This window comes from Acinetobacter sp. 129952 (assembly GCF_056642055.1).
Map to the genome: position 1 here is coordinate 67,145 of NZ_JBWVSU010000001.1, position 26,698 is coordinate 93,842.

Consider the following 26,698-nt stretch of genomic DNA (forward strand, 5'->3'; position numbering starts at 1 on the left):
TATGGTAAATAAAAAAACCCCCTCATTTGAGGGGATTTTTTTTATCAACACTATGATGTTTTAACTTGCTTACCATACTGATCAGCCATCACTTCAACCAGCTGGTCCGGCTTGATGTATTTTTTGATCATGGCATCAATATCAGCTTTATTCAGTTTAGCAATCGCCTGATCACGTTTTTCCCGGTAAACCAGATTACGGTCTTTTTCCAGCTGTGGAATCAACATAGTGTGAATACGGCGATCATCTTCGAGTGCAGTTAAACGCTGTTTCAAGATACTGGCTTTTGCCGCTTCGACTTCCTGTTCAGTCACGCCACGTGTCAGCAGTTCATTGAGTACCTTATGCACTGCCTGAGAAACCTGTGCAGATTTTCCAGCCGTATAATTGGCACTAATCATCATGGCGCCCACATCTGCCCATTCATCGAGTTGCACATCTGCACTAAAACCATAGACTAGTGCATTTTTCTCGCGTAGCTCTTGTGCCAGTCGTGACGATAACTGTGAATCACCCAGAATATATCGAAATACCTGTAATGCAGGTGCATCGGCATGATCTGCGCCGACCGGCATGCTCATGAATGCCTCATAACTCCCGAATTCACGCTGCTCAGACAACGCATGAATTTTCTGGGCTGGATAGCTTCGATATTCCGATTTCAGACGCTCATAAGGCTGTGTAGCTTTCCAGTCTGAGAAACTGTTTTTCAGCGTTTTTTGCATCGATTTCGGATTAAATTCGCCCGTAACCGCTATTTGCGCATGCTGGGTTTTTAAAAACTGCTGATACAGTGCCATAACCTGTTCGCGAGTCGCTTTCTGATACTGTTTTTTGGCCAATTCCGGCTCGAAATGAAAACGCAGATCGCCAGGCTGATAGATCTCGAGAGTTCGCGCCATCGTCAAGCTCGACACGGTATCTGGTTCAGTATAAGGACGATCCAGACTGGATAAAGTCTGCCCCTTGATTAAATCAAACTGACTTTGCTCAAATGCCGGCGTTTTCAGCACATCAACCACATACTGGAAAAACTCCTCAAACTTTTCTTTTTTGGCGCTGATCTGCAAGGTCAGGCCATTGCCGGATGCACCGGCAGTTGCCGAACCACCTACTTCAATAATTTTATCGGCAATCTGCTGCAAGCTTTGAGTTTTCGATGAGCGCAACATTAAATAAGCGGTCAGATCCAGAATCTCGCCTTTATTCATCAGGCTTTGTGCAGTACCAAAATCCAGTGAAATTGTGGCATAAACCTTGTCATCGCGGGTAGTCGTCGGAAACAACGCGTATTTAATGCCATTTTTCAACTTGCCACGCTGAATCTGTTTGTCTTTACTGTACAAATACTGTTTGGATTCCTGGACATATTGCTTCACTTCAGCCTGATAAACACTGACATCTTTCAGTGGCTCTTCTGCTTCAGTCTGTTGATCCAAAGTTTTTGCCGGTGCTTCTGTTTGTGCCAGTTCCTGCGCTTTTTTCTGATCTTCCGGGGTAGGTAAAATATTGCCAGAAATACGGTATTCAGGTTTTAAAAAATTCTTATAGACCTGATTGACCTGATTCACATTCAGGTTTTGAATCGCGCTCAGATCTTTAAAATACTGGCTCCAGTCACCCGAATACGCCACTGCATAATCACTTAAACGTGAACCTAAAGCAGTCGCACTATTTTTAATATTGTCGGCCTGATTTCGGGTCAGATTTTTAGCCCGGTTTAATTCTGCTTCGGTAAATGGCTGGCTCTTTTCTACGCCTTGGATCAGCCCCTTTTCAATATCCTGTGCCTGATGATTCGGAGCATAGATTGCTCCCATAAACACCAGATTAAAGTCTTTATCCAGCCAGGTACTGGATTGCACCGCTGTTGACTTCCCAGTTTCCACCATATTCTGATAGAGATGTCCACTTGGCTGCAAAGTATAGAGCGTTGGCGAAACAGCCAAAGCCGTTTTAATGCTTTCTTCGGATTGATTCAAATAAAGATTAAACTTGGCCAGATCACTGCCTTTCTTTACTGTAAATTCACGCTGTTTGATTTGCTCTGGTTTAAGCGCTGGGACTTTCACTTGCGCTGGTACATTTCGGGATTGAATCGGACTGAAATGCGTATCCAGCTGTTTTAAGACTTCGGCCTTATCAAATTTGCCCGAAATGACCACAAAGGCATTATTCGGTGCATACCATTGACGGTAAAAATGGTTTAGTTCCTGCATATTGATTGATTGCAGCTCATTTAGGTCACCAATCGGCAAACGGCCTAAATACTGATTGCCATAAGCAGATTTAAACACCTGATCGATCAATACTGAAAATGGCTGATCCAGACGAATTTCACGCTCGCGTTTTACAATATCAATTTCAGTCGGTACATATTTTTCCTGAAGCACCAGCTTGTCCATGCGTTCGGCTTCGAGAAAAATGACTTCACTCAGCGCAGTTTTTTCAGGACGGATCACATTGGTATATTTGGTCGAGTAATAGTCGGTACTGGCATTAGTCATCAAGGTATATTGATCCAGTCGACGCTGGAATTCATCCCCTTTGACATTTTCTGTGCCTTTAAAGGCCAAATGTTCCAGCAGATGGGCCAGTCCGCCCTTGCCCTGAGGATCATTCAGGGAACCGGTCAGATAGACCGTATTCATAAAAACTTTATTTTCTTTATCAATTGGTGCCAAGATAATGCGCAGTCCATTATCCAGTCGGTATTCTTCAATATTCTGTTCCGTTTTCACCAAAACAGGCTGTGCAAAACTTAGTACACTACAGCCAGACAATACAATCGCCAGACTTAAATTTTTATAACGTAGCAACATTCTTCATCCAAATTATAAATATAAATTTTTATTCGCGCCCATCTTAGAGAATGATTCTTTTTCTGAATAATCTATTCCAAGCCGAACCATCAAAATAACATGCCGCCTCGCCTGACGACATGTATATCTATGTAATTATAAAAATTATAGATAAATTTCAGCCTGCATATATAACTTTCCATAACCGGAAATTTCAATTCGATCCTGATCTTGCAAAGCACAATACAGCACCCCACCACGTGCTGATGCCTGATAAGCGACCAGTTCATTTTTACCGAGTTTCTCGGCCCACAGCGGCGCAATTCCGGTGTGAATCGAACCGGTTACCGGATCTTCATTGATGCCATTACTCGGTGCAAAATAACGTGAAATACAGTCATATTGCATGTCTTGTGTGGTGATTACGACATCTAGAAAGGTATTCTGAGCAGTAATGGCTGTACGCTTGCCATTCAACTGTTTCAACAGTTCAAAATCAGGCATTTCATCCAGCACATCCTGTACCGATTCATATTCAATAATATAGCCCTGCGCGTTCAGATAAACCTGTTTAAATGGTTTATTTAAGGCCTGTCTTAAGGCCTCAGGATATTCAGCAACAGGCTCTGCACGACGGATTGGAAAGTTCATTCTGATCTTGCCATCCGCATCCTGCCGGACCACAAAGATGCCAAAATCTTTCACATGAAAATGAATCGTTTTCCCTGTACCAAACTGATTGAATAATACAAAACTGCTGGCCAATGTCGCATGGCCACAAAAATCCACTTCCTTGGTTGGCGTAAACCAGCGGATCGCATAATTGTCACTCTCCATAACTTTAACAAAAGCCGTTTCCGACAGATTATTTTCCAAGGCGATATTTTGCATCAGACCATCTTCAAGCCAGTCCTCCAGCACAATTACGGCGGCTGGATTGCCTTTAAACAATTCTGTAGTAAACGCATCCACTTGGTACATTTTCATTTTTTGAATTCCTGAATTCCCGATCTCTAGTTTAAAAGCTTTTTTGCAAGAATAAACTTGAATATGTTAATGATCTCATTAATCTGGCCTATTAAATAAATAGAGCAAATGGTGTTGCATGACAAACTCCCATCTTCAAAGCGTTCCCTTAGAAAAAGCTTATCGTCTGATTACCCATGGACCTACTGTGCTGGTATCTGCTCAAGACCAGCAGGATACAGATGTCATGGCAGCGGCCTGGGCATGCGCACTGGAATTCAGTCCTGCCAAAGTGACCGTGGTTCTGGACAAAAGTACCAAAACCCGAAATATTATTGAAAAATCAGGTTATTTCGCGCTGCAAATTCCGACACTGAAACAGCTGAATATGGTCTATCATCTGGGCACACAGAGCCTGTATGATGTGCCGGACAAACTGGCACAATCCGGAGTAGAACTATTTCATTTTCCTGATGCGGATATTCCTGTAGTACAAGGCTGTGCGGCCTGGATACTTTGCGAACTGATTCCCGAGCCGCATAACCAGCAAATGCATGACCTGTTTATTGGCAAGGTGATTGCAGCCTATGCCGATGATCGGGTCTTCCGCGACGGCCACTGGCATTATCATGAAGTGGCTGAAGAGTGGAAAAGTATTCATCATGTAGCCGGCGGGCATTTTTACACCATCGGCAATGCGGTGAGCATTGATGATCCGGAATTATAAATTTTTCAAATTTGGAATAAATGAAAGTAATCGCGGATGATCAGATGATATCGACAAGCCCCAGAGCATCCGAAATTATGCTACTTTATCCATAATCCTCATTTGGTCTGATGCGTTATGATACCTTTTAAAATTCACTGTATTGATGTCCAGAATTCACTGCAAAATTATATCTGGTTGCTTGAACATACCGCGTCGCATCAGGTGGCTGTGATTGATCCAACCGAAGCAGAATTGGTACAAGACTATTGTGCCGAACACGGTTTAACTGTAAGTCAAATCTGGCTGACTCACTGGCATAAAGATCATATTGGCGGTGTGCCGGGGTTAATCCAAGGAAAAAATCTGCCTGTGTATGGCCCACGGGCAGAACTAAGCAAAATTCCGTTTATCACCCATCCGCTTGAGCATGAAGAACAGTTTAATTTTCATGGAATAGATATCCAGGTAATTGCTGTACCCGGGCATACACTCGGCCATATTGTTTATTTTATTGATGCAATTGATGTGCTGTTCTGCGGCGATACCTTATTTGCCATGGGTTGTGGCCGGGTTTTTGAAGGAACATTTGAACAGATGTATCATTCTCTGTCCCGTCTGGCTGCCTTGCCGCCGCGCACGCAGGTGTATTGCACTCATGAATACACTCTGTCAAATGCACAGTTTGCCAAACACGTTGAACCGGACAATTCGGCAATTCTGGAACGCTTCGAGCAGATCGAGCGTTTGCGTATGTTAGGCCAGTGCACACTGCCAAGTAGTATTGAAGATGAATTGCAAACCAATCCTTTTCTACGTGCAGAAAGCGTGGAAGAATTCCAGCGCTTAAGAACTCTCAAAGATCAGTTTTAAACGGGATTCAAAGCTGAAGATCAATCTTCAGCCGACTCACTTTTTTTTCATTTGCGATGCATAGAATGTCATTGAAAGGCACGTACAACTTTTACACAAGTCGGAGTAAGTTGAACCTCCATCTAAAAAATGTCTTTCTGTGCCATTTTTCCTTTCTTATAATCAACCACGTCCCCTATTTTTTAGGAACCAATTTCAGTTCTAACATATGAAATAATGACTCACAAAAAATAGGATGATGTTTATTAAAATTAAATAAATTCACGGAACATTGCTTAAATAATCAACATGGAACCTAATAAATTATTTAAAAAGCCCAATTTACTTGAATTGGGCTTTTAAAAAACTATAAAGATATGATTTATATATAATAAAAAATAGAATTTCGGATAACGTGTATTATGTTAATTCTAGAAAATCGTAATAGGATAATAAAAATCTATATTGTTTTAAGAAAACTCTCTTATGATTAAATCTCTATAGTTCTTTTAATATTTGCTATGTATCAAAGAATCAAACAATGGGCTAAATCAATTAAAAAAGATATCTTGGTTGTTTGGCTTATTGCAAAAGACAAGCGAACGCCCAATTCTATAAAGTTTTTAGCTTTAATTATTGCTGCCTATGCCTTCTCACCAATTGATTTAATTCCAGATTTTATTCCCGTACTTGGGTATTTAGACGATATTATTGTTGTACCTTTAGGTATTTTACTAGTTATCAAGCTTACCCCACAAAACATTATAGATGATTGTAGAATTCTTGCAGAAACCTTAGTTGAAAGGCCTATAAACCGTTGGGGAGCAGGAATTATTATCCTGATATGGCTTGTAATATTGGGATATTTAATCATGTACTTCATGAACGATTCACTGTCTATACTGTCTATTTTTAACAAGTGAGATTTAGATACCCTCTCTCATTTGCACCCATTTAATATAATGGGCATTATTCAAAATTAAACTGTAAACCAAAATAGAAATAAAATGTCTGCTTTCAGAGCATGACATTAGTTCTGTCGTTCAACTTTAAAAGTGACATTGGCCATGTCGATCCCGAATGATGATATGTAGGATAGCAGTAACTAGTTTCTTGGATTCTATTTACTAAAACTGACAACGTATCTGTCGCCTAAAGCCATGTTAAAGAATCTGGTTACTTTGTGCATAAGCATCCAGTTCGCCTTGCGTGACGACACGTACCGCCTGCATTTCATCAATACGTACCAGTAGCAAGCCACCTAAAGCAGGCTAATAACGACGGGCACTGCCGAAAGGCATATAGACCACTTTCGACTGAACACTAAAGCTCAACCAGTCTTCATGTCCCAACATCACAGCAACCGGCTCAAGTCCCTGCTGCTGCATCAATTCAATTTGCTGATTCACATAGTGTTCAATGGTTAATTCAGTCATAGTATGAGTATTCAGTTGCGAATTACATTTCGAACAGTATAAAGCATGCAAATCGAGCTTAAGATCAGAAAACCAGCAGCCAGTTTTCTTTTAATAAATAAGTCGATTGGATTTTAATTTTCTCATTCTAGATCTGAAATTTTCTATTTCATACGATTGATAAAATTAGGAAATAACCTGTTTCCCTAATAAGCTATTGAATTAGAAAATTAATTATCCAAATTTATAGCTTATAAAAGCTTAATATTTAGTTACAACCTATTCAATATGATAAAAATCATTTACTTAACGTTTAAATTGATTTTTTCTTAATCAACCGATGTTCACTATATACGCAAATTCATTTAAATTAATTTAAATAAAGGCATTTGCCCTTTAAAAGATAATTTTTCACCCTTATTTAAGATTTAACAATGATGAAGGAGTGATCTCGTGAAAAAAGTGGTTAAAGCGAAAAATTTGATTGCATTTCGACTATGGTTAGAAAAATTGGGATATTCGGTACGCACCCTGGCGGATGATCGTGGTTTCAGTTTCAGCTTCAAGAAAGAATATGGCCTGGTGACCTGTGATCTGGCAGGTAATGCTCTGGCACTACAGTTAGGCGAGGAATTTGAAGATCATTTAAAAGCCTGATTGCTTCTATTTAAGAGAAGAAAAATAAATTAATCTTTCCACTGATTCAACAGCGCTATTCTCCAGTTATTCAGCCCATTTCGATGGGCTTTTCTTTGTTTAGTAAATTTCAGGCAATAAAAAAGCAAGGCATTTGCCTTGCTTTAATATGATGGTGGGGACGGAGAGACTCGAACTCTCACACCTCGCGGCGCTGGAACCTAAATCCAGTGCGTCTACCAATTTCGCCACGTCCCCATCAGGGTACCAACTTAGCGTTGGATTTCTTTCAAACTTTGGCAGAGGATCAAGGATTCGAACCTTGACGAACGGTTTTGGAGACCGTCATGCTACCATTACACCAATCCTCTACTTCCACCCAATATCCAGTTACTCAAATATTGATTGGTGGGGACGGAGAGACTCGAACTCTCACACCTCGCGGCGCTGGAACCTAAATCCAGTGCGTCTACCAATTTCGCCACGTCCCCAATGGCTGTGTATATTATAGAGATAGACCGACATTGACAAGCGATTTTACAAGCAATCACAATCTATTCCGCTATAAAATAAACAGTTAGTTCTATTTTTTAATTTTTTATAAAATTTCTGCCGAAAATTTGATTCATTTTAGGATATGACTGCCCATTCGTTATTTTTAATCATTTCGATTCAATTCCAGCATTTTAAATTAAAACTCAAATGAATTTCTAATCTTGATCAACATAGGCATTCAGAATACTGAAACTATTATTGATAAATAATGTCTGAACCAGTGCTTGAAATCAGAATACAATACCGCATAAATAACAACAGCTTTACCAAATTTCAGGCAATAAAAAAGCAAGGCACTCGCCTTGCTTTAATATGATGGTGGGGATAGAGAGACTCGAACTCTCACGCCCAGAAGGCGCTGCGACCTGAACACAGTGCGTCTACCAATTCCGCCATATCCCCATGGCTGTGTATATTATAGCGATCAGACCTGATTCACAAGTAGTTCTGCAAAAAGCTAAATACTTTTATATCAAAAATTAAGCAGTTAATTCATTATTGAGCAAATAATGCTCTATTTAGACCAACATATAAAATTGATGAATACAATGGAACTGATCCATATGACATTTAAATTATTCAATATGCAGATTGCATGCAATACCATGAAATTTGCTAAAGTTCTGCCCTTGCATGATCATTCGCTGGAGAATTTAAATCCAGAACGCATTGATGTTCATCAACCATGACAGCAAAAATCTGGTACTAAAAAACCGACCTTAAATTTCAGGCAATAAAAAAGCAAGGCATTAGCCTTGCTTTAATATGATGGTGGGGACGGAGAGACTCGAACTCTCACACCTCGCGGCGCTGGAACCTAAATCCAGTGCGTCTACCAATTTCGCCACGTCCCCATCAGGGTACCAACTTAGCGTTGAATTTCTTTCAAACTTTGGCAGAGGATCAAGGATTCGAACCTTGACGAACGGTTTTGGAGACCGTCATGCTACCATTACACCAATCCTCTACTTCCACCCAATATCCAGTTACCCAAATATTGATTGGTGGGGACGGAGAGACTCGAACTCTCACACCTCGCGGCGCTGGAACCTAAATCCAGTGCGTCTACCAATTTCGCCACGTCCCCAATGGCTGTGTATATTATAGAGATCATTTCCAGCTGACAAGCCGTTTATCATAAAAAAACACTCGTTTGATTAAATAAGAAACAATCCGAGTTTTATTGTATTTTTCTCATTCAATTTCAGTCATTAAGTAATCTTTAACAGCTTTGAAATCGGCAAATCTATGCTGCTTCTGCTTACTTAACATTTCTTCTAATAAGCCTTGAAAAGCCTGTAAGTGCTGCGGTAACTCAACTTTCAGACGCTGACAATGCAAAAAGGCCCAATCCAGATAATCTGTCGCCTGTAAACGCTGACCACTCAACCACTCATAAAAAATAACACCCAAAGCATAAACTTCACTTTGTAGGCTCTTGGCTTGGCCTTGGAACAGTTCCGGCGCCATATAACGCGGTGTCGCATTCAGTTCATGCAGGTCATTCTGATGGAGTATTTGGACATGCTCAAAATCAAGCAGGCAGACCCTGCCCTGATTATTTACAAAATGTTCCTGCTTTAAATCGGCATGCAAATAACCCAATTCTTGCAGGCAGATTAAAGGCTCCACAGTTTGCAGCAAATGTTGCCGAATTTGCGTGATGGATTGCTGATGCGGCATGATCTGAAAATGCGCCGGCGCATCGACCAGAATCAAGGCCTTTTCAAAGTTTTCATGATTGATCTTGAAAGGTTGTTGAATAATTTGATGCGGAAGGAAAAAAGTCAGTTCACTTGAACCAGCATAAGCCTGATAAAAATCCAGCTCATATTGCCAGCCTAGTTCAGCATGTGGAGATGATTGTAAGCTATCAGATCTATGTGATATCTGGGTTTTTAGCCAGAGCGCATTTCCCTTGGCATAATAAAGACGCCGACCAAAACCCAGACTACGGGCTTTGGTTCGCAGTTCAAAATCAGAAGTATCGAGATGATCTAAATTAAGTCGCGGCAATGTATTCAGGTATTGGATCAAGTGTATGCTGATAATTTAGCAGCTCCAGACAATGCTGAATAGTTTTCCCGACCCGCTCTTGAGTCTCTATGAGGGAAATTTTTGGCCATGTGGCACGCTCGCCTTCGCGTTGTAAAATTTTAAACAGATACGGCCGCGGATTTTGTAACATATAGCTATAGTGGCGCAGGCTATATTTACCGACAATATTCACATCACCATAATAACGCTGATCCACTACACCATAGCCATGATCCAGCAGACGGCGTACAGGAGGTAAGCTTCCGGCATGCTCTCTGGCAAAATCCATCATGCCTTTGGTAATCACCGCGCCCTGACGGCGAACAATCCGTTGCGGCCAGCTCAAGGTACCTTTACGGAAACGTGAAATATCATCCTGCATGAATGGCACGATATGCGGGTTGGTCTGACTGGCAATGGTATAATTGATATTATACAGGCGTGCCATTTTTTCCTGTGGGAAATCACTCCGTACACTGCCATCTACCCAGCGGGTTGAACCCATATAAGGCGTATATTGATCATCATAGCGCTTACTGGTCAAACGAACCGGTGGAAACAGAATCGGCACCGCACAAGAAGCCAGTACTGCACTCCAGACCAGTAAATCCGGAGAAGTATAGGCATTTAAAATGCGTGCATCCTGTCCAGCATCATAAGGCGCAACCGCAATATTGATATGCAGACCTGAGGTTTTAAGCGCTTCTTCGAAGGTCAGATCACCCAGATTTTCGACTAGAAATTTTTTCAGATATTTTACATCCGCCAGACCACCATTGCCTTTCATCAATTCACTCATGGTGCGAAAATGAAAAGCCTCATGAAAGAAATTATGGCCTTTCAAAATATCAATATATTGCGAAGGTTTGGATACACCTAACATGGCGGTCATGATGGCGCCCGCACTAGAACCCGACATGACTTTTGGCAATAAATCCTGCTCCATTAAGGCCTTGCATACGCCCGTATGAAACAGACCTAAAGTTGAACCACCAGAAAACATCAAGGCCGGTTGTCCATAAGCACGCTGACAATGCTGAAAATACTCTAATTTTTCTTCAATACTTAGGCAAGTACAGTCTATTGAAGCAATATAGGCTAAGCTCTGGCTGACTTCTTCGACATAATCTTCAATAATTTTTTTGGTGCCGACGTAAGCTTCAGTGAACAACAGAGGATGGGCAATGTTGGCAATATCGTAGCTTAGGCCTTCACGCAAAATATACATCAGGTCATGAGTACGCTTTTGTTGTCGATAGCGTCTTAATTTACCCAGACGATGTGCAATCACTTCTGCATCAAAATACGGGGAGCTGTTATCAAATTTCCATTCCTGCGCACCTGATTCTTCATCTATTTTCAGGGCAATATATTTCCATTCTTCATAGGACTCAGCCTGTTGCAGCTGCTGCTTGAGCTTTTTAATACGATAGGCCTGATGTGGATTAATATCCTGAGTAAAATCTTTAAACAGCATCTGCCTTTTCCTTATATTTATTCTTGATACAGCTCGTACCCAGAGCCAGAAAATGTGTACAAATTTTCTATCCTCTACAATAACGAAAATTCTCTACTTTAAGCAAATTATCATACTTTTCCGGCTTTGACTGTGAATTTTGCAATGCTACTATCTTAGGCATAATTTCAAATCTGTAATGTTAAATCATGGCGAAAATTGAGTTACCTGGGCATATTTTAAACACCCTTTCGACTGTTCTGCAGCAACTTCAGCAAAGTCTGCCCGAACTGAAACAAATTCCTGATTTTTCTGCCCATGCCTATAAGTGGCAACAGGGTGAACTCAAACCGATTCATCAGCTTAGACAGATGGAACTGGCCGATTTAAAAGGGATTGAGCGACAAAAAGAAAAAGTCATCCAGAACACGTTGCAGTTTTTAAACGGCTTGCCTGCCAATGATGTCTTACTGACCGGTTCACGCGGTACGGGTAAATCCTCCATTGTTCGTGCCCTACTCACCGAGTATGCAGATCAAGGGTTACGATTAATTGAAATCGAACGGGATGATTTATCCGATCTGCCTCAAATTCAGCAACTCATTGCAGAGCGTCCAGAGAAGTTTATTGTCTATTGCGATGATCTGGCCTTTAATGCCGAAGATGAAAATTATCGCAGTTTAAAAAGTGTTCTGGATGGCTCTTTACAGTCCGGTTCCAGCAATTTTGTGATTTACGCGACCAGTAATCGTCGTCATTTGTTGCCCGAATTTATGCATGAAAATACGCCCGTTACCCGAGTTGATGTGCCGCAATATACTGAATTACATCCTCAGGAAGCGATTGAAGAAAAAATTTCACTGTCTGACCGCTTTGGTTTATGGCTGTCTTTCTATCCAATGGATCAGAACCTGTATTTGGAAATTGTCGAACATTACCTCAAAAAGGCAGGCATGGAACTCACACCAGAAACCCGTGCTGAAGCCCTACGCTGGTGTCAGGCACGCGGTCAACGTTCAGGACGTGCTGCCTATCAGTTTTCCAAGCACTGGATTGGTTCAACCCAACTAAATGCCTCTTAAAAGTTTAAAAGCGACCGATTCAGGTCGCTTTTTTTATATAAATCGTTTATATAAAAATCAGATCAATCAAGAAAATAAAAAACATGGATGTCAGTGCAGTTCTCATGCAGCTTAAACCCTTACATATGCAGCAAGTTCATGACTGGCAGTGCAGTTTAAAAGCACGTCAAGACGAAGTGATTGAGACACTTAAGGCTGAACAGGTTCATATCGAGTCCTGGTTTTATCTGCAACTTCATGGTCAGGACTACCTGATTGCATATATGCGCGCCGACAACATTCAAAAAGCGCAAAATATTGCAAAACTCAGTACTTTCCCAATTGACCAAGTGCATAAACAGTTTAAAACTTCATGGCAGGCGATTTATCCCGCTGAATTGTTATTGGATGCTACAGCTACCTGATTTATTAGCACGGCTATTTAAAATAGTTTTGTAATAAACACTACCCCCGATCAATAATAAAAAAGCTCCGGCAATACGGAGCTTTTTTGACATCTCGAATTATTGTTTATCCCCAATAATGGTAGACCACAGCAGGTAATCAATTTCACTGCCATTGAAATAAACAGTAGCCTTCAATGATTCAGGCTGGTTCTGTTTGACTTCAATCACCTGATCATAACTGTCATCAATTCTAAGCACACCCTCTTTTGGCAAATGCTTATAGTTATTTAATACGGTTTCATCCATTTTGAATGGTGTCGTAGTATTGAACTTAAAACTGTAACGATAATCTGCCAGATCAGGCTGACCGATAATCGTACCGTGACTAGTTAAAGTACGAATCCCATTACTGCCACTGCCATAATTATCGACCAGGCTATAATTATAATTACGCACCTGCAGATATTCTTTGCTCTTTGTATCAAACGCAGTTCCAGAAGTACCCGCCTGACCGGTCTCGGCGATACGCTGAAATTCCAACTGATCGATTTGATAAGATTCGGATTCACCCATTTCATTTTTAGTTTTACGATGCACAATTGTGCCAGAAATCAGGTAGTCGTCCTTGAGATTAAAATCTACATTTGAACCATAACGGACATTGCTAAAGCTTAAAGTCGTCGTGTCACCATTCACCATCTGAGTAATGTTTGAGCCTTTACGGTAAGTCTTGTCCAGAATAACACAGCTATCTTTATCCGTTTTTAATTTCAGGGTTTTGACCGAACCAGTGGTATTGACTTCCGAACAGATCAGATTTGGATATTTAATACTATTGATGCCCAAATTATAAATTTTGATAATACGTGCAGTACGCCCATAAGGATAATCTGCAAATACTTCTCCAATCATGTGACCTAGAGCAACATTATAGTCGGTATCATTACTGGTATTTCCGGAAATTTTATCGCGAATTTTCTTTACAATATCCTGATCTTCAAACGGGACAAACTCCTCTGAAAGCTCAGGGGAAATACTTTCCTTAGGAACATTTGGAGGTGTAGTGACAGTAGGACTGTCTGAGCTACTTCCCTCACCACCGCCACAGGCACTCATTAAACCCGAAACAAGAGCAAGTCCAAAGATAGAAATCTGCTTTTTTATAAAATTTATTCCCTAAAATTTCTTTGCATTTTTATTTGGTGATCACTAAAGATTGGCCATCTCGAAACTGAACAGCTCAAATGCTATTTCTGCCGGTAATGTTTTTTCTTGGCAACCAGTTTTATCCTTAGATAGCGCTTTATTTTTAAACAAAGAAATTTTTGGTTCTGTAATTTTAATGTATATTTCAAACAACAATTATCATAAGAAATGAAGTGCTTATTTGAAGCTCGCTCCTTACCAGAGTCACTTTTCAACACGATTAAAGCGCATTTAATTAGGTCAATTTACTTTGCAACAAAGCTTATAAAATTTGTAATGGTTAAGTTAAAGATGGATTGAATTTTCTTTTTATGGAGAATCATGTTCAACTTCTACACATAGGTATGAAGGAGAATATTAAAAGATAGGATGACTTTAGAACATAGAAAATGATCATTTTTATAATATGAAATACTTAATTATTTACAGAAGATTTAAAGCGTCAATTATTTTAGATTGGTCACGGATTCACTGAATTTTTTCCGACGCTTATATTCAAACATGTTCTGATCCGCTTGTGCGAGCGCTGCAAATAAACCATGACCAGGATGACGCATCGCCATACCAATCGCTGCGCCAATGTTTGCTGCTGCAAAGGCATTAATTAAACGATCCACTAAACTTTCAGTACCCGTTTCATCATTTTCCACGCTAAGAATCACAAACTCATCACCACCCAAACGAGCAACAATATCATTGATCCGTACATTATCTCGTAATATTTGCGCTGCATTTTGAATCAGTTTGTCACCTTCATCATGACCTAAATTATCATTCACTTTTTTTAGGTCATTCAGGTCAATAAATAATACAGCGGCGGGATGTCCATATTGCTTACAACGCTCTTCTTCAGCTCGCAGCAGTTTTTCCCAAGCGCGACGATTATATAGCCCGGTCAATTCATCTTTACTGGCTTCTTCCTGCAATAATTCATGCTGTCTCATCTGCTCACTCTGACGTAATTCTGCCTGCAAGATCGAACTGAGTAATTGTCCCAACAACTCGACCAGTTGTATATCTTGCACAATAGCTTCTGATTTGGTTTCTGGATCAATCGCACAGAGCGTTCCAAACAAACTGCCATCTTCTTTAAGGAGTGGCTGACCAATATAAGATTTTATACAGACCTGCTGATTAATCGGCGCTGTGGCGTATAAAGGAATTTCTTCAGAGCGGGGTGCAATTCTCGGGGCCTTACCTGCGACCATATGAGAACAAAAAGAATCAGCCCACTGAAACACCTGGCCGGGTCGTATATCATAACCATGATCTTCACTTTGCAGCACAATCCAGTCTTGGCCTTCTACCCGGGTGATCATCCATAAATTAAAGCCAAAATGCTGATGCAGAAACTTTAACACTGCCTCTCCAGCATCCTGAAAACTTTTGAAATTTATATTTTCCATCCGAGATTGCCTCTGCTGTAAACCTGTAAAAATATGCATGATATCAACTTAAGCTATTAAACTATTTTTATAGTTTCAATAGAATATAAGAGCTCTAAATACAGCCATAAAACTATATATTTACAACATATCGTTGCTATAAGTTTTCATTTAAAAATTCACAATAAAAAAGAGGCCTAAGCCTCTTTTCTTCAAGCCTGAAATCTATGCCTCTGTCGGATTAGTCAGTTCCGTCATTGGCCAGCGCGGTGTGGTGGTCACCGCCAAGCCATCATGCTGCCCTGCTTTGAGACGCTGATAGCCCGCAAAAGCAATCATGGCACCATTGTCTGTACAGAGTGCAGGTTCAGCATAATAAACAGATGCACGGATCTTGGCTAAATTTACTTCTAAACGCTCACGTAAACGCTTGTTGGCACTGACACCGCCCGCAATCACCAGACGTTTAAGACCTGTTTGCTTCAGTGCTTTCACCGACTTTTTCACCAAAGTATCAACAATGGCTTCCTGAAAACTGGCAGCGATATCGGCATCGCGGTTTTCATCACCGAGTTTTTTCATTTGTACAGAAACTGCGGTTTTTAGACCACTGAATGAAAATTCTAAACCTTGATGCAGCATTGGTCGCGGGAATGCAAATGCATTTGGATCGCCCTGCTCTGCCAGTTTGGAAATATTCGGGCCACCCGGATACGGCAGACCCATCATCTTCGCGACTTTATCAAATGCTTCGCCTGCCGCATCATCAATGGATTCACCCAAGAGTTCATACTGGCCAATGCCATAAGCAGCCATGAGCTGAGAATGTCCACCCGATACCAACAATGCGACAAATGGAAACTCAGGCGGAGTTTCTGACAATAAAGGTGCCAGCATATGACCTTCCATATGATGCACACCAATTGCGGGTTTATTCAGCGCAAAGGCCAAAGTACGACCAAACAATGCACCGGTCATGAGTGCACCCATCAGACCCGGGCCACGGGTATATGCGACTGCATCAATTTCTGATTTTTTCACGCCGCTCTGTTCAAGCAGCTCATTGATGAGTGGAATCAGTTTACGCACATGATCACGTGACGCCAGCTCTGGAACTACACCGCCATATTCTGCATGCAGTTTAATCTGGCTATAAAGCACCTGTCCGCGCAAACCCAACTCGCTGTCATACAGCGCAAGTCCTGTTTCATCACACGACGTTTCCAAGCCTAAAACGATCATTAAACTGCCTATAACCTGTATCAATTCTATTGCAGCAACTATTATAGACTTGTGGTATGAGATGTAAATGAGTAAAATACTGACCTTCACTTGTGATTGAGGGCAATTCAGCCCGAGATCTTACCCTAACTGATATGAGGATTCTTCATGCCACAAGTTAAATTGAAAGAAGGCGAACCAGTAGACGTAGCTATCCGTCGTTTCAAACGTTCATGCGAAAAAGCGGGTGTTCTTGCTGACGTACGTAAGCGTGAATTCTACGAGAAACCAACTCAAGAACGTAAGCGCAAAAAAGCTGCTGCTGTTAAACGCTACCAAAAGAAATTGGCGCGTGAATCAGTACGTACGACTCGCCTTTACTAAGATTAATTTGTGATTGATTGCCTGGAATAAATAATGACGACTTTAAAAGACCAAATCACGGATGTTTTGAAAGCAACAATGCGTGCCAAAGAAATGTCCAAGCTGACGGTCATGCGTAGTCTACAGGCAGCAATTAAGCAAATCGAAGTCGATGAGCGCAAAGAACTTGACGACGCTCAGGTTCTTGCGGTCATTGAAAAACAAATTAAACAACGTAAAGAATCGGTTAAAGCCTTTGCAGGTGCTGGCCGAGATGATTTAGCTAGTAAGGAACAAGCCGAAATTGAGATTTTATCTCAGTTTCTACCAGAAGCTATGACTGAGGAAGAACTTGATTCCATGATTGCGCAAGCTATTGCAGCGCAACAAGCTACTAGCATGAAAGATATGGGTAAGGTGATGAATTCTCTGCGTCCGCTCATAGCCGGGCGCGCCGATCCTGCACAAGTTTCCGCCAAAATCAAAGCGCAACTTGCTTAATCCCTACTTTCTAGCATTTCCTCTTTAACGTTGAACTGCCTTTAATCAAAGACAGTTCCTGACGTATTCTTATTGCAAATTACAATCGACCTGATAACGCTTAAGTAATTGCATCTCTTTAGACGATTTCACTTCTACAATTACATCCTGTTTACTCATATTTTGAAACTTACGATCCAGATAAGCACGATTCTGGTCAGCGGCTTGATATAAACGATCAACATAGCGTCCTACTATTCCACAAAATTTTGCATTCTGCTCAGGACTAAATCCCTGTTGCTGCGGATTTAAACCACTTAAAAATTGACGCGATTCCTTTTTATAATCCGCATTAATTCGTTCTACCGCTTCTACATATTCAACTGCACTCGCAGCAAAAACCCCATAATTCCACCCCAGTAGACACACGCCCAATAGTATTTTTTTCATATCATGCTTCGGATTTAATCACACTAATATTTAGAAAGATTGTAGCCTGATTGAATATATTCTTGCCATAACATCCTGACACAAAAACTTAAAACCCAGTTCAGCTTTAAATCTTATATTGATGTGCCTGCTGCATCTGTTTTAGACGCTGGCGAATGGTGGACGATAAAGATTGATTGTTTTTCACGCTACGCTGGGCATGTAATAATGATTTGATCGCGGTTTCTTCATATCCCGACCAGTATTCTACTTCTGCACGATAGCGCAGCACATTAGCAGCCTTGATCGGCGAATCTGGCTCTGCATTGGCAGCCAGTTGCATCAGTCTCCAGCCACTGACATCACGTGAATTGGCATTTAAAAATCGCTGTACCAAGACTTTTGCCTGAGCAGGCTGCTTGGCACGAATCAACACTTCTGCATATTTATAATTGAGCGCTCGATTCTCCGGCATGATCCGCGCTGCTGACGCTACACTTTTCAAAGCTGCATTAAGCTGGTTCTGGGCTAAATAAATATCAGTCTGAAATAAAACCTGTAAAGGATGCATCTGGTTATGCTTTTTTGCTCGATCTAAAGTAGCCTGCGCGGCCTGAAAATCGCTCTGTTGTATTTGATAGGCAGTTAAGGCAAGCTGGCCTGCAAAATTATTTTGCCGATCCATCAGGATAAGCTGCTCTGCATTGGTCTGACCAGACAATACCCTGCTATACCACTTGATAATTTCAAAGTCTTGATCATTGAGATTGCGTTTCACCGCAGGAAGCTGGTTGGCACGTAAACGCGCTTCACTCATACGCTCTGTGGTGAGTGGATGAGTGAACCAGAAATCTGGCAGAAAGCTCAATCGGCTGGTCGAGCGATGCATGACCTCAAAGAAATCTGCCATACTATGCGGGTTATAGCCGGAACGATACATATATTGCATACCAATCCGGTCTGCCTCACGTTCCTGATTACGACTATAAGTGAGCTGTTTATCCAGAAGTGCTGCCTGTGAACCCATCATGACCGCTGTGCCGACATCACCATCTGCCTGGGAAGCGACCAAAGCACCGACGAGAATTCCGGCTAGCGCCAGTAAACCTTGCCCTTTAAAGGCATCCTGAGAGCGACTGTAATGACGTTGTGTGACATGTGCAATTTCATGTGCCATGACTCCTGCCACTTCATCCATGTTTCGAGCTGAATTAATCAGACCAGCATTAAGTGCAAAAAGACCACCTGGTACAGCAAAGGCATTAATTTGCGGGTCATTAATCACCAACAAACCGATCGGCTGTTGCAATTGAGTCTGACTCAGGATATGAGAAAATACTGAAAGCAGCTGATCTTCAAGCCATGGATTTTGCAGGACCGGCATTTGTTTATGCACTTCACGATAGACTTTTTCACCGATCATTTTTTCTTTTTGTTGATCGAGTAAGCCGACGCCTGTACCAATATCAGGCACAGAAAATTGTACATTTGCTTGATTAAAATCATGGTTAGAGCCGTGCCCTGCTACCATATACAGACTTAAGCCACACGCCAGCGCCAATCGTTTCAATGAAAAATCTCTAATCCTGCCGATCTAATTTATCTTGAATATAGCATTGAACAATGAGCAAAGACGCAAGAAAATGTTATTTTTTAATACCATTTAAACGACGAATGAGATGCATTTTAAAATTCCGGATTGACCACATAACGAGGCACTCGTCCTTCCAAGGCATCGACCAGATTCTGATAGGCCAGTTCTGCCATTTTTTTACGAGTAGCTGCAGTGGCCGAACCCACATGTGGCAATGTAACCACATTATCCAACTGGAATAATTCCGATTCTTTTAAGGGCTCTTTCTGATACACATCCAGACCGGCAGCAAAAATCTGTTTAGCTTTTAAAGCTTCAATCAATGCCTGTTCATCAATGACCGAACCACGCGAAATATTGACCAATACTGCATGTGGTTGCATTTTCATCAATTCCGCTGCTGCAATCAGTGCCTTGGAATCCGCATTCAAATCTACCGCAACGACCACAAAGTCAGAACGTTGTAACAGTTCATCCAGCTGGCAATATTGCGCATTCAATCCTTGAGCGAGTTCTGGTTTTTCCCGGCGATTATGATACAGAATATTCATGTTAAAACCGTAAAAACCACGACGTGCGATTGCCGCCCCAATATGACCGAGACCAATAATTCCGAGGGTTTTTCCAAAAATATCCATACCAAATTGTGCTTCGCCCACGGTACGCTGCCATTGTCCCTGCTTGGTCCATTGATCCAGGTAAGCCACTTTGCGTGCTGCTGACATCAGTAAAGTGAAAGCCAGGTCAGCAGTGGTTTCAGTCAGTACATGCGGCGTATGACTGAGATAAATTTTCTTTTCATTTAAATAATCCAGTTCATAGTTGTCATAACCGACACTGACACTGGAGATAATTTTTAACCGGGTGGCACTGGCCAGATTATCGCGATTCAACAAGCGCCCTGCGCCAATCATGCCATCAGCATCCTGAACCTGCTGCAAAAGCTGTTGATTCACATCGCCTAGCTTCGGTTGTATATAACTAACCTGATAATTTTGTTCCAGCTTGTTTTGAATATCAGTATCAATTTGACTAAATACAACCACTTTTTGTTTCATCTATTTTTATTCCACAGCAAGATTATTCCAGACTAGCAGTCCTATTTTGCATAAACTGCCATAAACGTTTTTTTAGAATCGGCTGATCCAGCATTTCTTGTAAAGATGCCAACTGGATCATTTTCGTATTTGATATATGCGCTACAGGCCCGAGGAAAATAATATTTTTCTCTGCACTCATTCCATCCAGAAAACCCTGAATATAGGATTCTACACCACGTCCATCCTGAACATTGGCCCAGGGAAATGGCCAGTTCAGCTCATGAAACTCACCTGGGACTGCACGCTGGATATTGCCCCATAAATTCTGGGTGTCTTCGGTCATTGCAGTTGCATCAATCACGATACTGCAATGTGCCAGACTTAAAGCCTGCAAACTGAATGGCGGGATTTGTACGATTTCACGCTGTTCCTGAACAGGTGCAATGTGAGTCGGTGCCGCAGGTGGTGTATCAACCTTAAGCGTAACAATTGGCTCTGGCTCAGGAATCGGTAGATCAGCCAACGCCTCTACGGAAGCAGGCTGTGGTAAGACGATATCGGTGTGAAATTCAGGTGCAGCCTGATCACGCCAGATCGAAACCTGGTGCGGCTGACATGCGCTGTCCCTAGGAATCCAGAGATCGATTCCTAATGTTGCCAGTATGTCACGCTGATGCCCAATCATCTTTTCATCATCACCAATTTCAGGCTGAACATTTTAGCCGGATTGCCTGTGCTTTGCCGAACTTTTTCAGCTTTTCTTTTTTATCCTGATGGATTCTAGTACAAAGTTTAGCTGTCTGCTAAAAACCGTGCTTTTAATACACAATTAAACCATTCCTGCTGTTATAACAGATTCCGGCTAAAGCTGCGCGTTCTCATTTATTTTCTACAGAATGGTTAAACTGTTCTTCTTTAACATTTGCTGAACGACCTGTTCTGCCTCAAAACCCAAGCGCCAATACAACAGCTCTATCACGTCCAACTCATCCTGTGTCACGATACGATCACTCCACAAACAGGCCTCTGCAATACCTAAAATACTGAGGCGATCACGCAATAACAGCCCCGCAATATCATTCAGGATTTCTGCTAGATCAATCGGCTCATCAGAAATTTCATTATATAAGTCCAGTTCCTGAGCGGTCAGAATCCGGTTTAAAATCCGCTCCCGCACCTCAAGCTGGTTGCCGCTATTAATCTGCTGTACATGCAGCAAGGCGTCGATCAAACGCACAATCTGTGGCTTGACCTCATCGAGTGCTGTAGGCGTATGTGCAGGAAGCAAATTCAGTTCGTATTTCACACATTCCAGTAATAATGCATCCAACAGGCCAATTTCGCCATCTTCCTGAATAATCCGTGCCAGCTTCATCAAAAACTGGCGTGCAACAGTTGTCGGCATGCCACCAATATTGTTACAAGCTTGCTGGAAAATCGAGATATGCACCCGCCCGTCCAGATTGAGCAATGAATCTACAATGGCACGGCTAACTTCAGCTTCAGTCGGAATAAATTCACGATATTGACGGATCATTAAAATGGCGACCATCACTTCACGAGAACCAGTTGCGGTTTGTAATGCACGCTCAATCAGTTCCGGACGTGGCATCTTGAGCCGAAGTTCCGGATTCAGTGGTTTGATCGCATCTTTAATCGCAAAACTGATCGGAGACAGCCGCAATAATGGCAAAGGCTGTGGCGAACTCCAGCTCATTGCAGTTTCAGGCACCACTTCTTCCAAAGAACGGAACAAACTAAACAAAGGCTGATTTTTGAGTTTTTTCAGATTCTCAAGCTGTAAGTCCTGAATCAAGGCAGGATTTAATTCATAAATCCGCTGATTGATATGGGGATGAATATTCAGCCAGTTTTGTGGGCTCAAGGAATTGGCAAAGCACATATGTGAAATGGATTCAGCATATTCACTATAAATCTGGGAGCCAGAATGATGCACATGGATTCTGAGTAAAGTCTGAATATTGGCATCATTTTGAATCAGGCGTCGGGTCTTTCGATCATTTTTATAGGTCCGACCACCCAGTGAAATATATTTAATAAAACGGGAAATCAAAACACCCAAACTACCAATCAGCCAGATCACCGCACCGACTGCAACATAGAAAGTTTCAAACTTGTTTTCACGGGGACTACCCGCTCGATAAAAACCGGACTTGGCAATCTTACTGCCACACTGACTAAACGTGGTTAAACTGCTATACAGGATTTTCAAACGGGTATTTTCCGCAGCTTCACCAGAGAGGATTTTATTGAATTCATGGCTGAGCAAGCCATACAGCTCGACTTTATCCAGTGTTTGTATCGCACCCCAAGTCAGGATAATCGCGGTATCACGTGGGCTAAAACCTGCCGTAAGCGCATTAACACCGACTTCATCGGGCAGCACATATACTGCCGGAACGTCAATCAGAAAAGTCTCTGCCAGTTGCTGGTTAATGTGCAGCGCAGCACTTTCTTCGGGAATACTGTCCATCGGACTCAACCGACGCGCACCTAACTGCTTTGCAAGCGAATAACCGCCATTCCGAAAAATATAGAATTCATAGATGACCGAGATCATCATGGCACATAACAGTACAGCAATCAGATAAGGACTCAGTGTATGCCAGAAGATCGACTGGCTAGGATCAGCATAAAAAACAAAGAGACCAACAACGGTATTAATAATAAAAATAGTCAACAGAATTGCAATCAGGCAAAAACTTACAGGTAGTACTATATTTTTGTTTTTTATAAAATCGTATCCTACGTTTCGCAATGCAGAACCCTAAAATGATGATTTTCAATGGGTTCATCATAAAACAAAAAAGCGGGAAATTCCCGCTTTTTCATGATGATTTTAAATGTTTAAACTTCGCGTACGCCAGTCAAATCCACTGAGGCTGCATCAATATTGACATCAATATAATTGCTTTCTTTCATGGCACTGTCACTACGTTTTTGCTGAAGATCATCCAGATATTGCGCATCAATACCGCCCGAAACATAGATGCCATCAAACACTGAACAATCAAAGTCTTTGACATCCGGTACTTTGGTGGTTCTTACCGCATCTTTCAAATCTTCCAGATCCTGGAAAATCAGACGGTCAGCACCAATAATTTCACGGATTTCTTCCACGCTACGTTCCGATGCAATCAGCTCAGATTTCGCCGGCATATCAATACCGTAAACGTTTGGATATTTCACCATCGGTGCTGCAGAAGCGAAGAATACTTTTTTCGCACCAGAATCACGAGCCATCTGGATAATTTCATTACAGGTCGTACCACGGACAATCGAGTCATCCACCAACAGTACGTTTTTACCTTTAAACTCAAGCTCAACCGGGTTCAGTTTTTGACGTACCGATTTTTTACGCAGCTGCTGACCAGGCATAATGAAGGTCCGGCCGATATAACGGTTTTTCATGAAACCTTCACGGAATTTCACGCCCAACATATTGGCAAGTTCTAGCGCTGAAGTACGTGAAGTATCCGGAATCGGAATCACCACATCAATATCATGCTCTTCACCCCACTCACGCAGAATTTTTTGCGCCAGCTTCTCACCCATTTTCAAACGTGCTTTATACACCGAGATTCCATCAATGATGGCATCTGGACGGGCAAAATAAACATATTCAAAAATACAAGGACGGTATTCAGCATTCGCCGCACATTGCTTGGTAAAAAAATTACCTTCTAAATCAATAAATACCGCTTCACCAGGCAAAATATCACGCTCAACTTTAAAGCCCAGCGCAGTAATCGCAACAGATTCAGAAGCAATGATATATTCCATACCCTGTTCAGTTTCACGTGAACCGTAGATCAGTGGACGAATACCATTTGGATCACGGAAGCCTACCAGTCCCTGACCGGTAATCATCGCCACCACACCATAAGCGCCTTTGCAACGCTCATGCACACGCGTCACCGCATGGAAAATATCTTCCGACGTCGGTACCAATTTGCCATGTTTTTGCAATTCATGCGCAAACACGTTTAACAGGACTTCCGAATCAGAATCGGTGTTCATATGACGCAAGTCAGTTTTGAACAGGTCATCATGAATTTCTTCGGCATTGGTCAGGTTACCATTATGTGCCAAGGTAATCCCGTACGGCGAGTTCACATAAAACGGCTGTGCTTCAGCACTGCTCGATGAACCGGCTGTTGGATAACGCACATGACCAATACCGTAATTTCCTTTCAAAGCACGCATATGACGGGTATGGAATACATCACGCACCATGCCATTGTCTTTGCGCAGGAATAAACGTCCTTCATCACATGTCACGATCCCAGCTGCATCTTGTCCACGATGTTGTAACATCGTTAATGCATCAAACAACATTTGGTTAACGGGTGATTTACCAGCTATACCAACTACTCCACACATAGCAACCTCGCAGACAAGCTAGGATTAATAAAAAGGATTATTTGTAGACTCATCTGAAGCTCCAGACTTGGACGATGTTTCAGATGATGAAGCTGAAGGTTTCGATGTCCCTTCAGGCTTGATATGTTGTAGTGCGCCATTCGCGGCTTCTTTCGACATTTGAGTCGCCCAAGGTGCATAAGGCAATAAGGCTTGAATAAACTTGGACTGTTTCCAGTGAGGTGAGCTTTCTACCCACGGGCCAATTCCCTGCATGGTAATCAGAACAATCAGCAAACCTTTCAGGCTACCAAAGACACCACCCGCCAGACGGTTGAGAGGGCCCAGTTTAAGACTCTTTAAAATACGGTTCAACAGTGCAGTAACGATCCAGGTCAGAACTACAATCAGCAGGACGATAAAAGCGAAGGCCGCAATCTTTTGTACGACTGGATCTGTACTCAGAGCAACCATAGACGGCGCAAGTAGCGTTGAATATTTTGCCGCAACAATCAGGGCAAAGATCCATCCCACTAAGTTCGCAAAGGCTTTAATAAATCCTTGACGCAAACCGTTGAGCCCTCCAATGAGCAAGATAATCAGTAGAAAGATATCAATGGCATTCATAGGATTTAAAGTGCGTCTACACAATCTTTTACAAGTTTAGGTCCAGTATAGATGAGGCCACTATAAACTTGTACAAGGCTGGCGCCTGCCTGTTTCTTGGCAGCAGCATCTGCACCTGAAAGAATACCGCCCACACCAATCAATGGAATTTGTCCTTTTAATACCGCAGCAAATGCAGCCAGACATGCGGTACTTTTCTCAAATACTGGCGCGCCAGACAAACCGCCTGCTTCCTCTGCATATTCCAGACCCTCTACACCTTCACGTGACAGTGTGGTATTGGTCACGATCAGGCCATCAATCTTGAATTGCAATAATTGCTTGGCAATAAAGGCAATATCGCTGTTATCCAGATCAGGCGCCACTTTCAGTACCAAAGGTACATAATGCTGGTATTCCTGAGCCAATTCAAGCTGACGCTTCTTCAGTGTTTCCAGCAGTTCGGTGAGTGCATCACCACTTTGCAGGCTGCGCAGGTTTTTGGTATTGGGAGAAGAAATGTTGACGGTAATATAAGAAGCATAATTATAGACTTTTTCTAAACAGATGAGGTAATCATCTACTGCTTTTTCTACCGGAGTATCAGCGTTTTTACCGATATTAATACCGAGAATGCCTTTAAATTTGGCCGCTTTGACATTTTCAACCAGCTGATCCACGCCATCATTATTAAAGCCCATACGGTTAATAATGGCTTTGGCCTGTGGCAAACGGAATAAACGCGGATGAGGATTGCCGGCTTGCGGTCGCGGGGTAATGGTACCAATTTCAATAAAACCAAAACCTTGACCGGCAAGGGCGTCAATATAGGCACCATTTTTGTCCAAACCTGCCGCAAGACCTACCGGATTGGGAAATTCGATTCCCATACAGGTCACAGGTTTCGCAGCAACGTTTTGACGCATCAAGCCCATTTTATGGGATGATTTCAATAGTGATAATGTCAGCTCATGTGCACGCTCTGGTGCTAAAGAAAACAACAAAGGGCGGGCTAGAGAATACAACATATCCAGAAAAGTCTACTGCTTTTTAAGTCGGCATATTATAGGCATAGGCTGACAAAAAAACCATGCTTTGC

General features: G+C 41.9%; 24 protein-coding genes, 7 tRNA genes and 1 pseudogene. 9 read left to right on the plus strand and 23 right to left on the minus strand.

Translation table 11 applies throughout. The features are described from left to right. Positions 1-50: 50 nt before the first annotated feature. On the minus strand, positions 51-2,822 hold the full coding sequence (locus AC1IR0_RS00315; RefSeq protein ID WP_479741088.1) for a M16 family metallopeptidase: 2,772 nt from the start codon (positions 2,820-2,822) through the stop codon (positions 51-53). Positions 2,823-2,966: 144 nt separating this feature from the next. Next, positions 2,967-3,788: a PhzF family phenazine biosynthesis protein gene (locus tag AC1IR0_RS00320; protein ID WP_409652954.1), complete on the minus strand. Its 822-nt coding sequence runs from the start codon at positions 3,786-3,788 to the stop codon at positions 2,967-2,969. 118 nt (positions 3,789-3,906) lie between these two features. Between AC1IR0_RS00320 and AC1IR0_RS00325 the strand changes: the two genes are divergently transcribed. The 3 genes from AC1IR0_RS00325 to AC1IR0_RS00335 all read left to right on the plus strand — a co-directional run bounded on the left by AC1IR0_RS00325 (position 3,907) and on the right by AC1IR0_RS00335 (position 6,248). Further along, entirely contained in the window at positions 3,907-4,494 is a 588-nt protein-coding gene (locus AC1IR0_RS00325; RefSeq protein WP_311203517.1) for a flavin reductase family protein, read from the plus strand. 117 nt (positions 4,495-4,611) lie between these two features. Next, positions 4,612-5,346 carry a hydroxyacylglutathione hydrolase gene (gloB, locus tag AC1IR0_RS00330; RefSeq protein ID WP_253099679.1) on the plus strand — a complete coding sequence of 245 codons (735 nt, stop codon included), beginning with the start codon at positions 4,612-4,614 and terminating at the stop codon, positions 5,344-5,346. 500 nt (positions 5,347-5,846) lie between these two features. Continuing rightward, entirely contained in the window at positions 5,847-6,248 is a 402-nt protein-coding gene (locus AC1IR0_RS00335; RefSeq protein WP_409652951.1) for a YkvA family protein, read from the plus strand. Positions 6,249-6,488: 240 nt separating this feature from the next. Here the strand turns inward: AC1IR0_RS00335 and AC1IR0_RS00340 are convergent. Further along, positions 6,489-6,761: pseudogene (locus tag AC1IR0_RS00340) on the minus strand (hypothetical protein). Positions 6,762-7,193: 432 nt separating this feature from the next. Here AC1IR0_RS00340 and AC1IR0_RS00345 point away from each other — a divergent pair. After that, the gene (locus tag AC1IR0_RS00345; protein ID WP_004280022.1) at positions 7,194-7,397 is read left to right on the plus strand and encodes a hypothetical protein; all 204 of its coding nucleotides are present in this window, start codon (positions 7,194-7,196) and stop codon (positions 7,395-7,397) included. Between the two features lie 152 nt (positions 7,398-7,549). Here the strand turns inward: AC1IR0_RS00345 and AC1IR0_RS00350 are convergent. The 4 genes from AC1IR0_RS00350 to AC1IR0_RS00365 all read right to left on the minus strand — a co-directional run bounded on the left by AC1IR0_RS00350 (position 7,550) and on the right by AC1IR0_RS00365 (position 8,333). Then, positions 7,550-7,634: transfer RNA gene (locus AC1IR0_RS00350), tRNA-Leu, on the minus strand. A 39-nt stretch (positions 7,635-7,673) separates the two neighbouring features. After that, positions 7,674-7,747, minus strand: a tRNA-Trp gene (locus AC1IR0_RS00355). 35 nt (positions 7,748-7,782) lie between these two features. After that, a tRNA-Leu gene (locus tag AC1IR0_RS00360) sits at positions 7,783-7,867 on the minus strand. Between the two features lie 380 nt (positions 7,868-8,247). After that, a tRNA-Leu gene (locus tag AC1IR0_RS00365) sits at positions 8,248-8,333 on the minus strand. Positions 8,334-8,494: 161 nt separating this feature from the next. On the opposite strand from AC1IR0_RS00365, the gene AC1IR0_RS00370 reads away from it, so the two are divergent. Then, on the plus strand, positions 8,495-8,620 hold the full coding sequence (locus AC1IR0_RS00370; protein WP_266100013.1) for a hypothetical protein: 126 nt from the start codon (positions 8,495-8,497) through the stop codon (positions 8,618-8,620). An 80-nt stretch (positions 8,621-8,700) separates the two neighbouring features. On the opposite strand, the gene AC1IR0_RS00375 is transcribed toward AC1IR0_RS00370, so the two are convergent. From AC1IR0_RS00375 to AC1IR0_RS00395, 5 genes are all read right to left on the minus strand, one after another. After that, positions 8,701-8,785 (minus strand) — tRNA-Leu (locus tag AC1IR0_RS00375). A gap of 39 nt (positions 8,786-8,824) precedes the next feature. Then, a tRNA-Trp gene (locus AC1IR0_RS00380) sits at positions 8,825-8,898 on the minus strand. 35 nt (positions 8,899-8,933) lie between these two features. Then, a tRNA-Leu gene (locus tag AC1IR0_RS00385) sits at positions 8,934-9,018 on the minus strand. 107 nt (positions 9,019-9,125) lie between these two features. After that, a complete protein-coding gene (locus AC1IR0_RS00390; RefSeq protein ID WP_409652978.1) occupies positions 9,126-9,947 on the minus strand; it encodes a protein kinase domain-containing protein in 822 nt (273 codons plus the stop codon). Then, complete coding sequence (locus AC1IR0_RS00395) at positions 9,934-11,445, minus strand: DUF3336 domain-containing protein (protein WP_409652949.1); 1,512 nt, start codon at positions 11,443-11,445, stop codon at positions 9,934-9,936. Before AC1IR0_RS00395 ends, AC1IR0_RS00390 begins: the two co-directional genes overlap by 14 nt. Positions 11,446-11,633: 188 nt before the next feature. Between AC1IR0_RS00395 and AC1IR0_RS00400 the strand changes: the two genes are divergently transcribed. Together AC1IR0_RS00400 and AC1IR0_RS00405 are read left to right on the plus strand one after the other, a co-directional pair. Further along, a complete protein-coding gene (locus AC1IR0_RS00400; RefSeq protein ID WP_409652947.1) occupies positions 11,634-12,506 on the plus strand; it encodes an ATP-binding protein in 873 nt (290 codons plus the stop codon). A gap of 83 nt (positions 12,507-12,589) precedes the next feature. Continuing rightward, a complete protein-coding gene (locus AC1IR0_RS00405; protein WP_409449612.1) occupies positions 12,590-12,910 on the plus strand; it encodes a DUF6176 family protein in 321 nt (106 codons plus the stop codon). 99 nt (positions 12,911-13,009) lie between these two features. Here AC1IR0_RS00405 and AC1IR0_RS00410 read toward each other — a convergent pair whose 3' ends face one another. The 3 genes from AC1IR0_RS00410 to tsaD all read right to left on the minus strand — a co-directional run bounded on the left by AC1IR0_RS00410 (position 13,010) and on the right by tsaD (position 16,725). Next, positions 13,010-14,056 carry a hypothetical protein gene (locus tag AC1IR0_RS00410; protein WP_409652976.1) on the minus strand — a complete coding sequence of 349 codons (1,047 nt, stop codon included), beginning with the start codon at positions 14,054-14,056 and terminating at the stop codon, positions 13,010-13,012. A gap of 488 nt (positions 14,057-14,544) precedes the next feature. After that, on the minus strand, positions 14,545-15,504 hold the full coding sequence (locus tag AC1IR0_RS00415) for a sensor domain-containing diguanylate cyclase (RefSeq protein WP_004646617.1): 960 nt from the start codon (positions 15,502-15,504) through the stop codon (positions 14,545-14,547). A 204-nt stretch (positions 15,505-15,708) separates the two neighbouring features. Then, positions 15,709-16,725, minus strand: a complete 1,017-nt coding sequence (tsaD, locus tag AC1IR0_RS00420; RefSeq protein WP_253158989.1) for a tRNA (adenosine(37)-N6)-threonylcarbamoyltransferase complex transferase subunit TsaD — start codon at positions 16,723-16,725, stop codon at positions 15,709-15,711. A gap of 147 nt (positions 16,726-16,872) precedes the next feature. Here tsaD and rpsU point away from each other — a divergent pair, with 147 nt between their 5' ends. Both rpsU and AC1IR0_RS00430 read left to right on the plus strand, forming a co-directional pair. Then, positions 16,873-17,088 (plus strand): 30S ribosomal protein S21, encoded by a 216-nt coding sequence (rpsU, locus tag AC1IR0_RS00425; RefSeq protein ID WP_001136722.1) that lies wholly within the window; start codon positions 16,873-16,875, stop codon positions 17,086-17,088. 33 nt (positions 17,089-17,121) lie between these two features. Then, positions 17,122-17,568, plus strand: coding sequence for a GatB/YqeY domain-containing protein (locus AC1IR0_RS00430; protein ID WP_409652942.1), 447 nt, complete (start codon positions 17,122-17,124; stop codon positions 17,566-17,568). Positions 17,569-17,637: 69 nt separating this feature from the next. Here AC1IR0_RS00430 and AC1IR0_RS00435 read toward each other — a convergent pair whose 3' ends face one another. The 8 genes from AC1IR0_RS00435 to AC1IR0_RS00470 form a co-directional block, all read right to left on the minus strand. Beyond that, positions 17,638-17,997, minus strand: coding sequence for a hypothetical protein (locus tag AC1IR0_RS00435; protein WP_180039371.1), 360 nt, complete (start codon positions 17,995-17,997; stop codon positions 17,638-17,640). Between the two features lie 106 nt (positions 17,998-18,103). Next, the gene (locus AC1IR0_RS00440; RefSeq protein WP_409652940.1) at positions 18,104-19,546 is read right to left on the minus strand and encodes a M48 family metalloprotease; all 1,443 of its coding nucleotides are present in this window, start codon (positions 19,544-19,546) and stop codon (positions 18,104-18,106) included. Positions 19,547-19,662: 116 nt separating this feature from the next. Next, the gene (locus AC1IR0_RS00445; RefSeq protein WP_479741089.1) at positions 19,663-20,628 is read right to left on the minus strand and encodes a 2-hydroxyacid dehydrogenase; all 966 of its coding nucleotides are present in this window, start codon (positions 20,626-20,628) and stop codon (positions 19,663-19,665) included. Between the two features lie 22 nt (positions 20,629-20,650). Further along, positions 20,651-21,295 carry a hypothetical protein gene (locus AC1IR0_RS00450; protein ID WP_253174311.1) on the minus strand — a complete coding sequence of 215 codons (645 nt, stop codon included), beginning with the start codon at positions 21,293-21,295 and terminating at the stop codon, positions 20,651-20,653. A gap of 204 nt (positions 21,296-21,499) precedes the next feature. Continuing rightward, positions 21,500-23,389 (minus strand): M48 family metalloprotease, encoded by a 1,890-nt coding sequence (locus AC1IR0_RS00455; protein ID WP_409652936.1) that lies wholly within the window; start codon positions 23,387-23,389, stop codon positions 21,500-21,502. Positions 23,390-23,478: 89 nt separating this feature from the next. Continuing rightward, the gene (gene purF, locus AC1IR0_RS00460; protein ID WP_004729956.1) at positions 23,479-25,014 is read right to left on the minus strand and encodes an amidophosphoribosyltransferase; all 1,536 of its coding nucleotides are present in this window, start codon (positions 25,012-25,014) and stop codon (positions 23,479-23,481) included. A gap of 24 nt (positions 25,015-25,038) precedes the next feature. Then, the gene (locus AC1IR0_RS00465; protein ID WP_409652933.1) at positions 25,039-25,620 is read right to left on the minus strand and encodes a CvpA family protein; all 582 of its coding nucleotides are present in this window, start codon (positions 25,618-25,620) and stop codon (positions 25,039-25,041) included. 5 nt (positions 25,621-25,625) lie between these two features. Beyond that, entirely contained in the window at positions 25,626-26,627 is a 1,002-nt protein-coding gene (locus AC1IR0_RS00470) for a quinone-dependent dihydroorotate dehydrogenase (RefSeq protein WP_479741090.1), read from the minus strand. Positions 26,628-26,698: the final 71 nt, after the last annotated feature.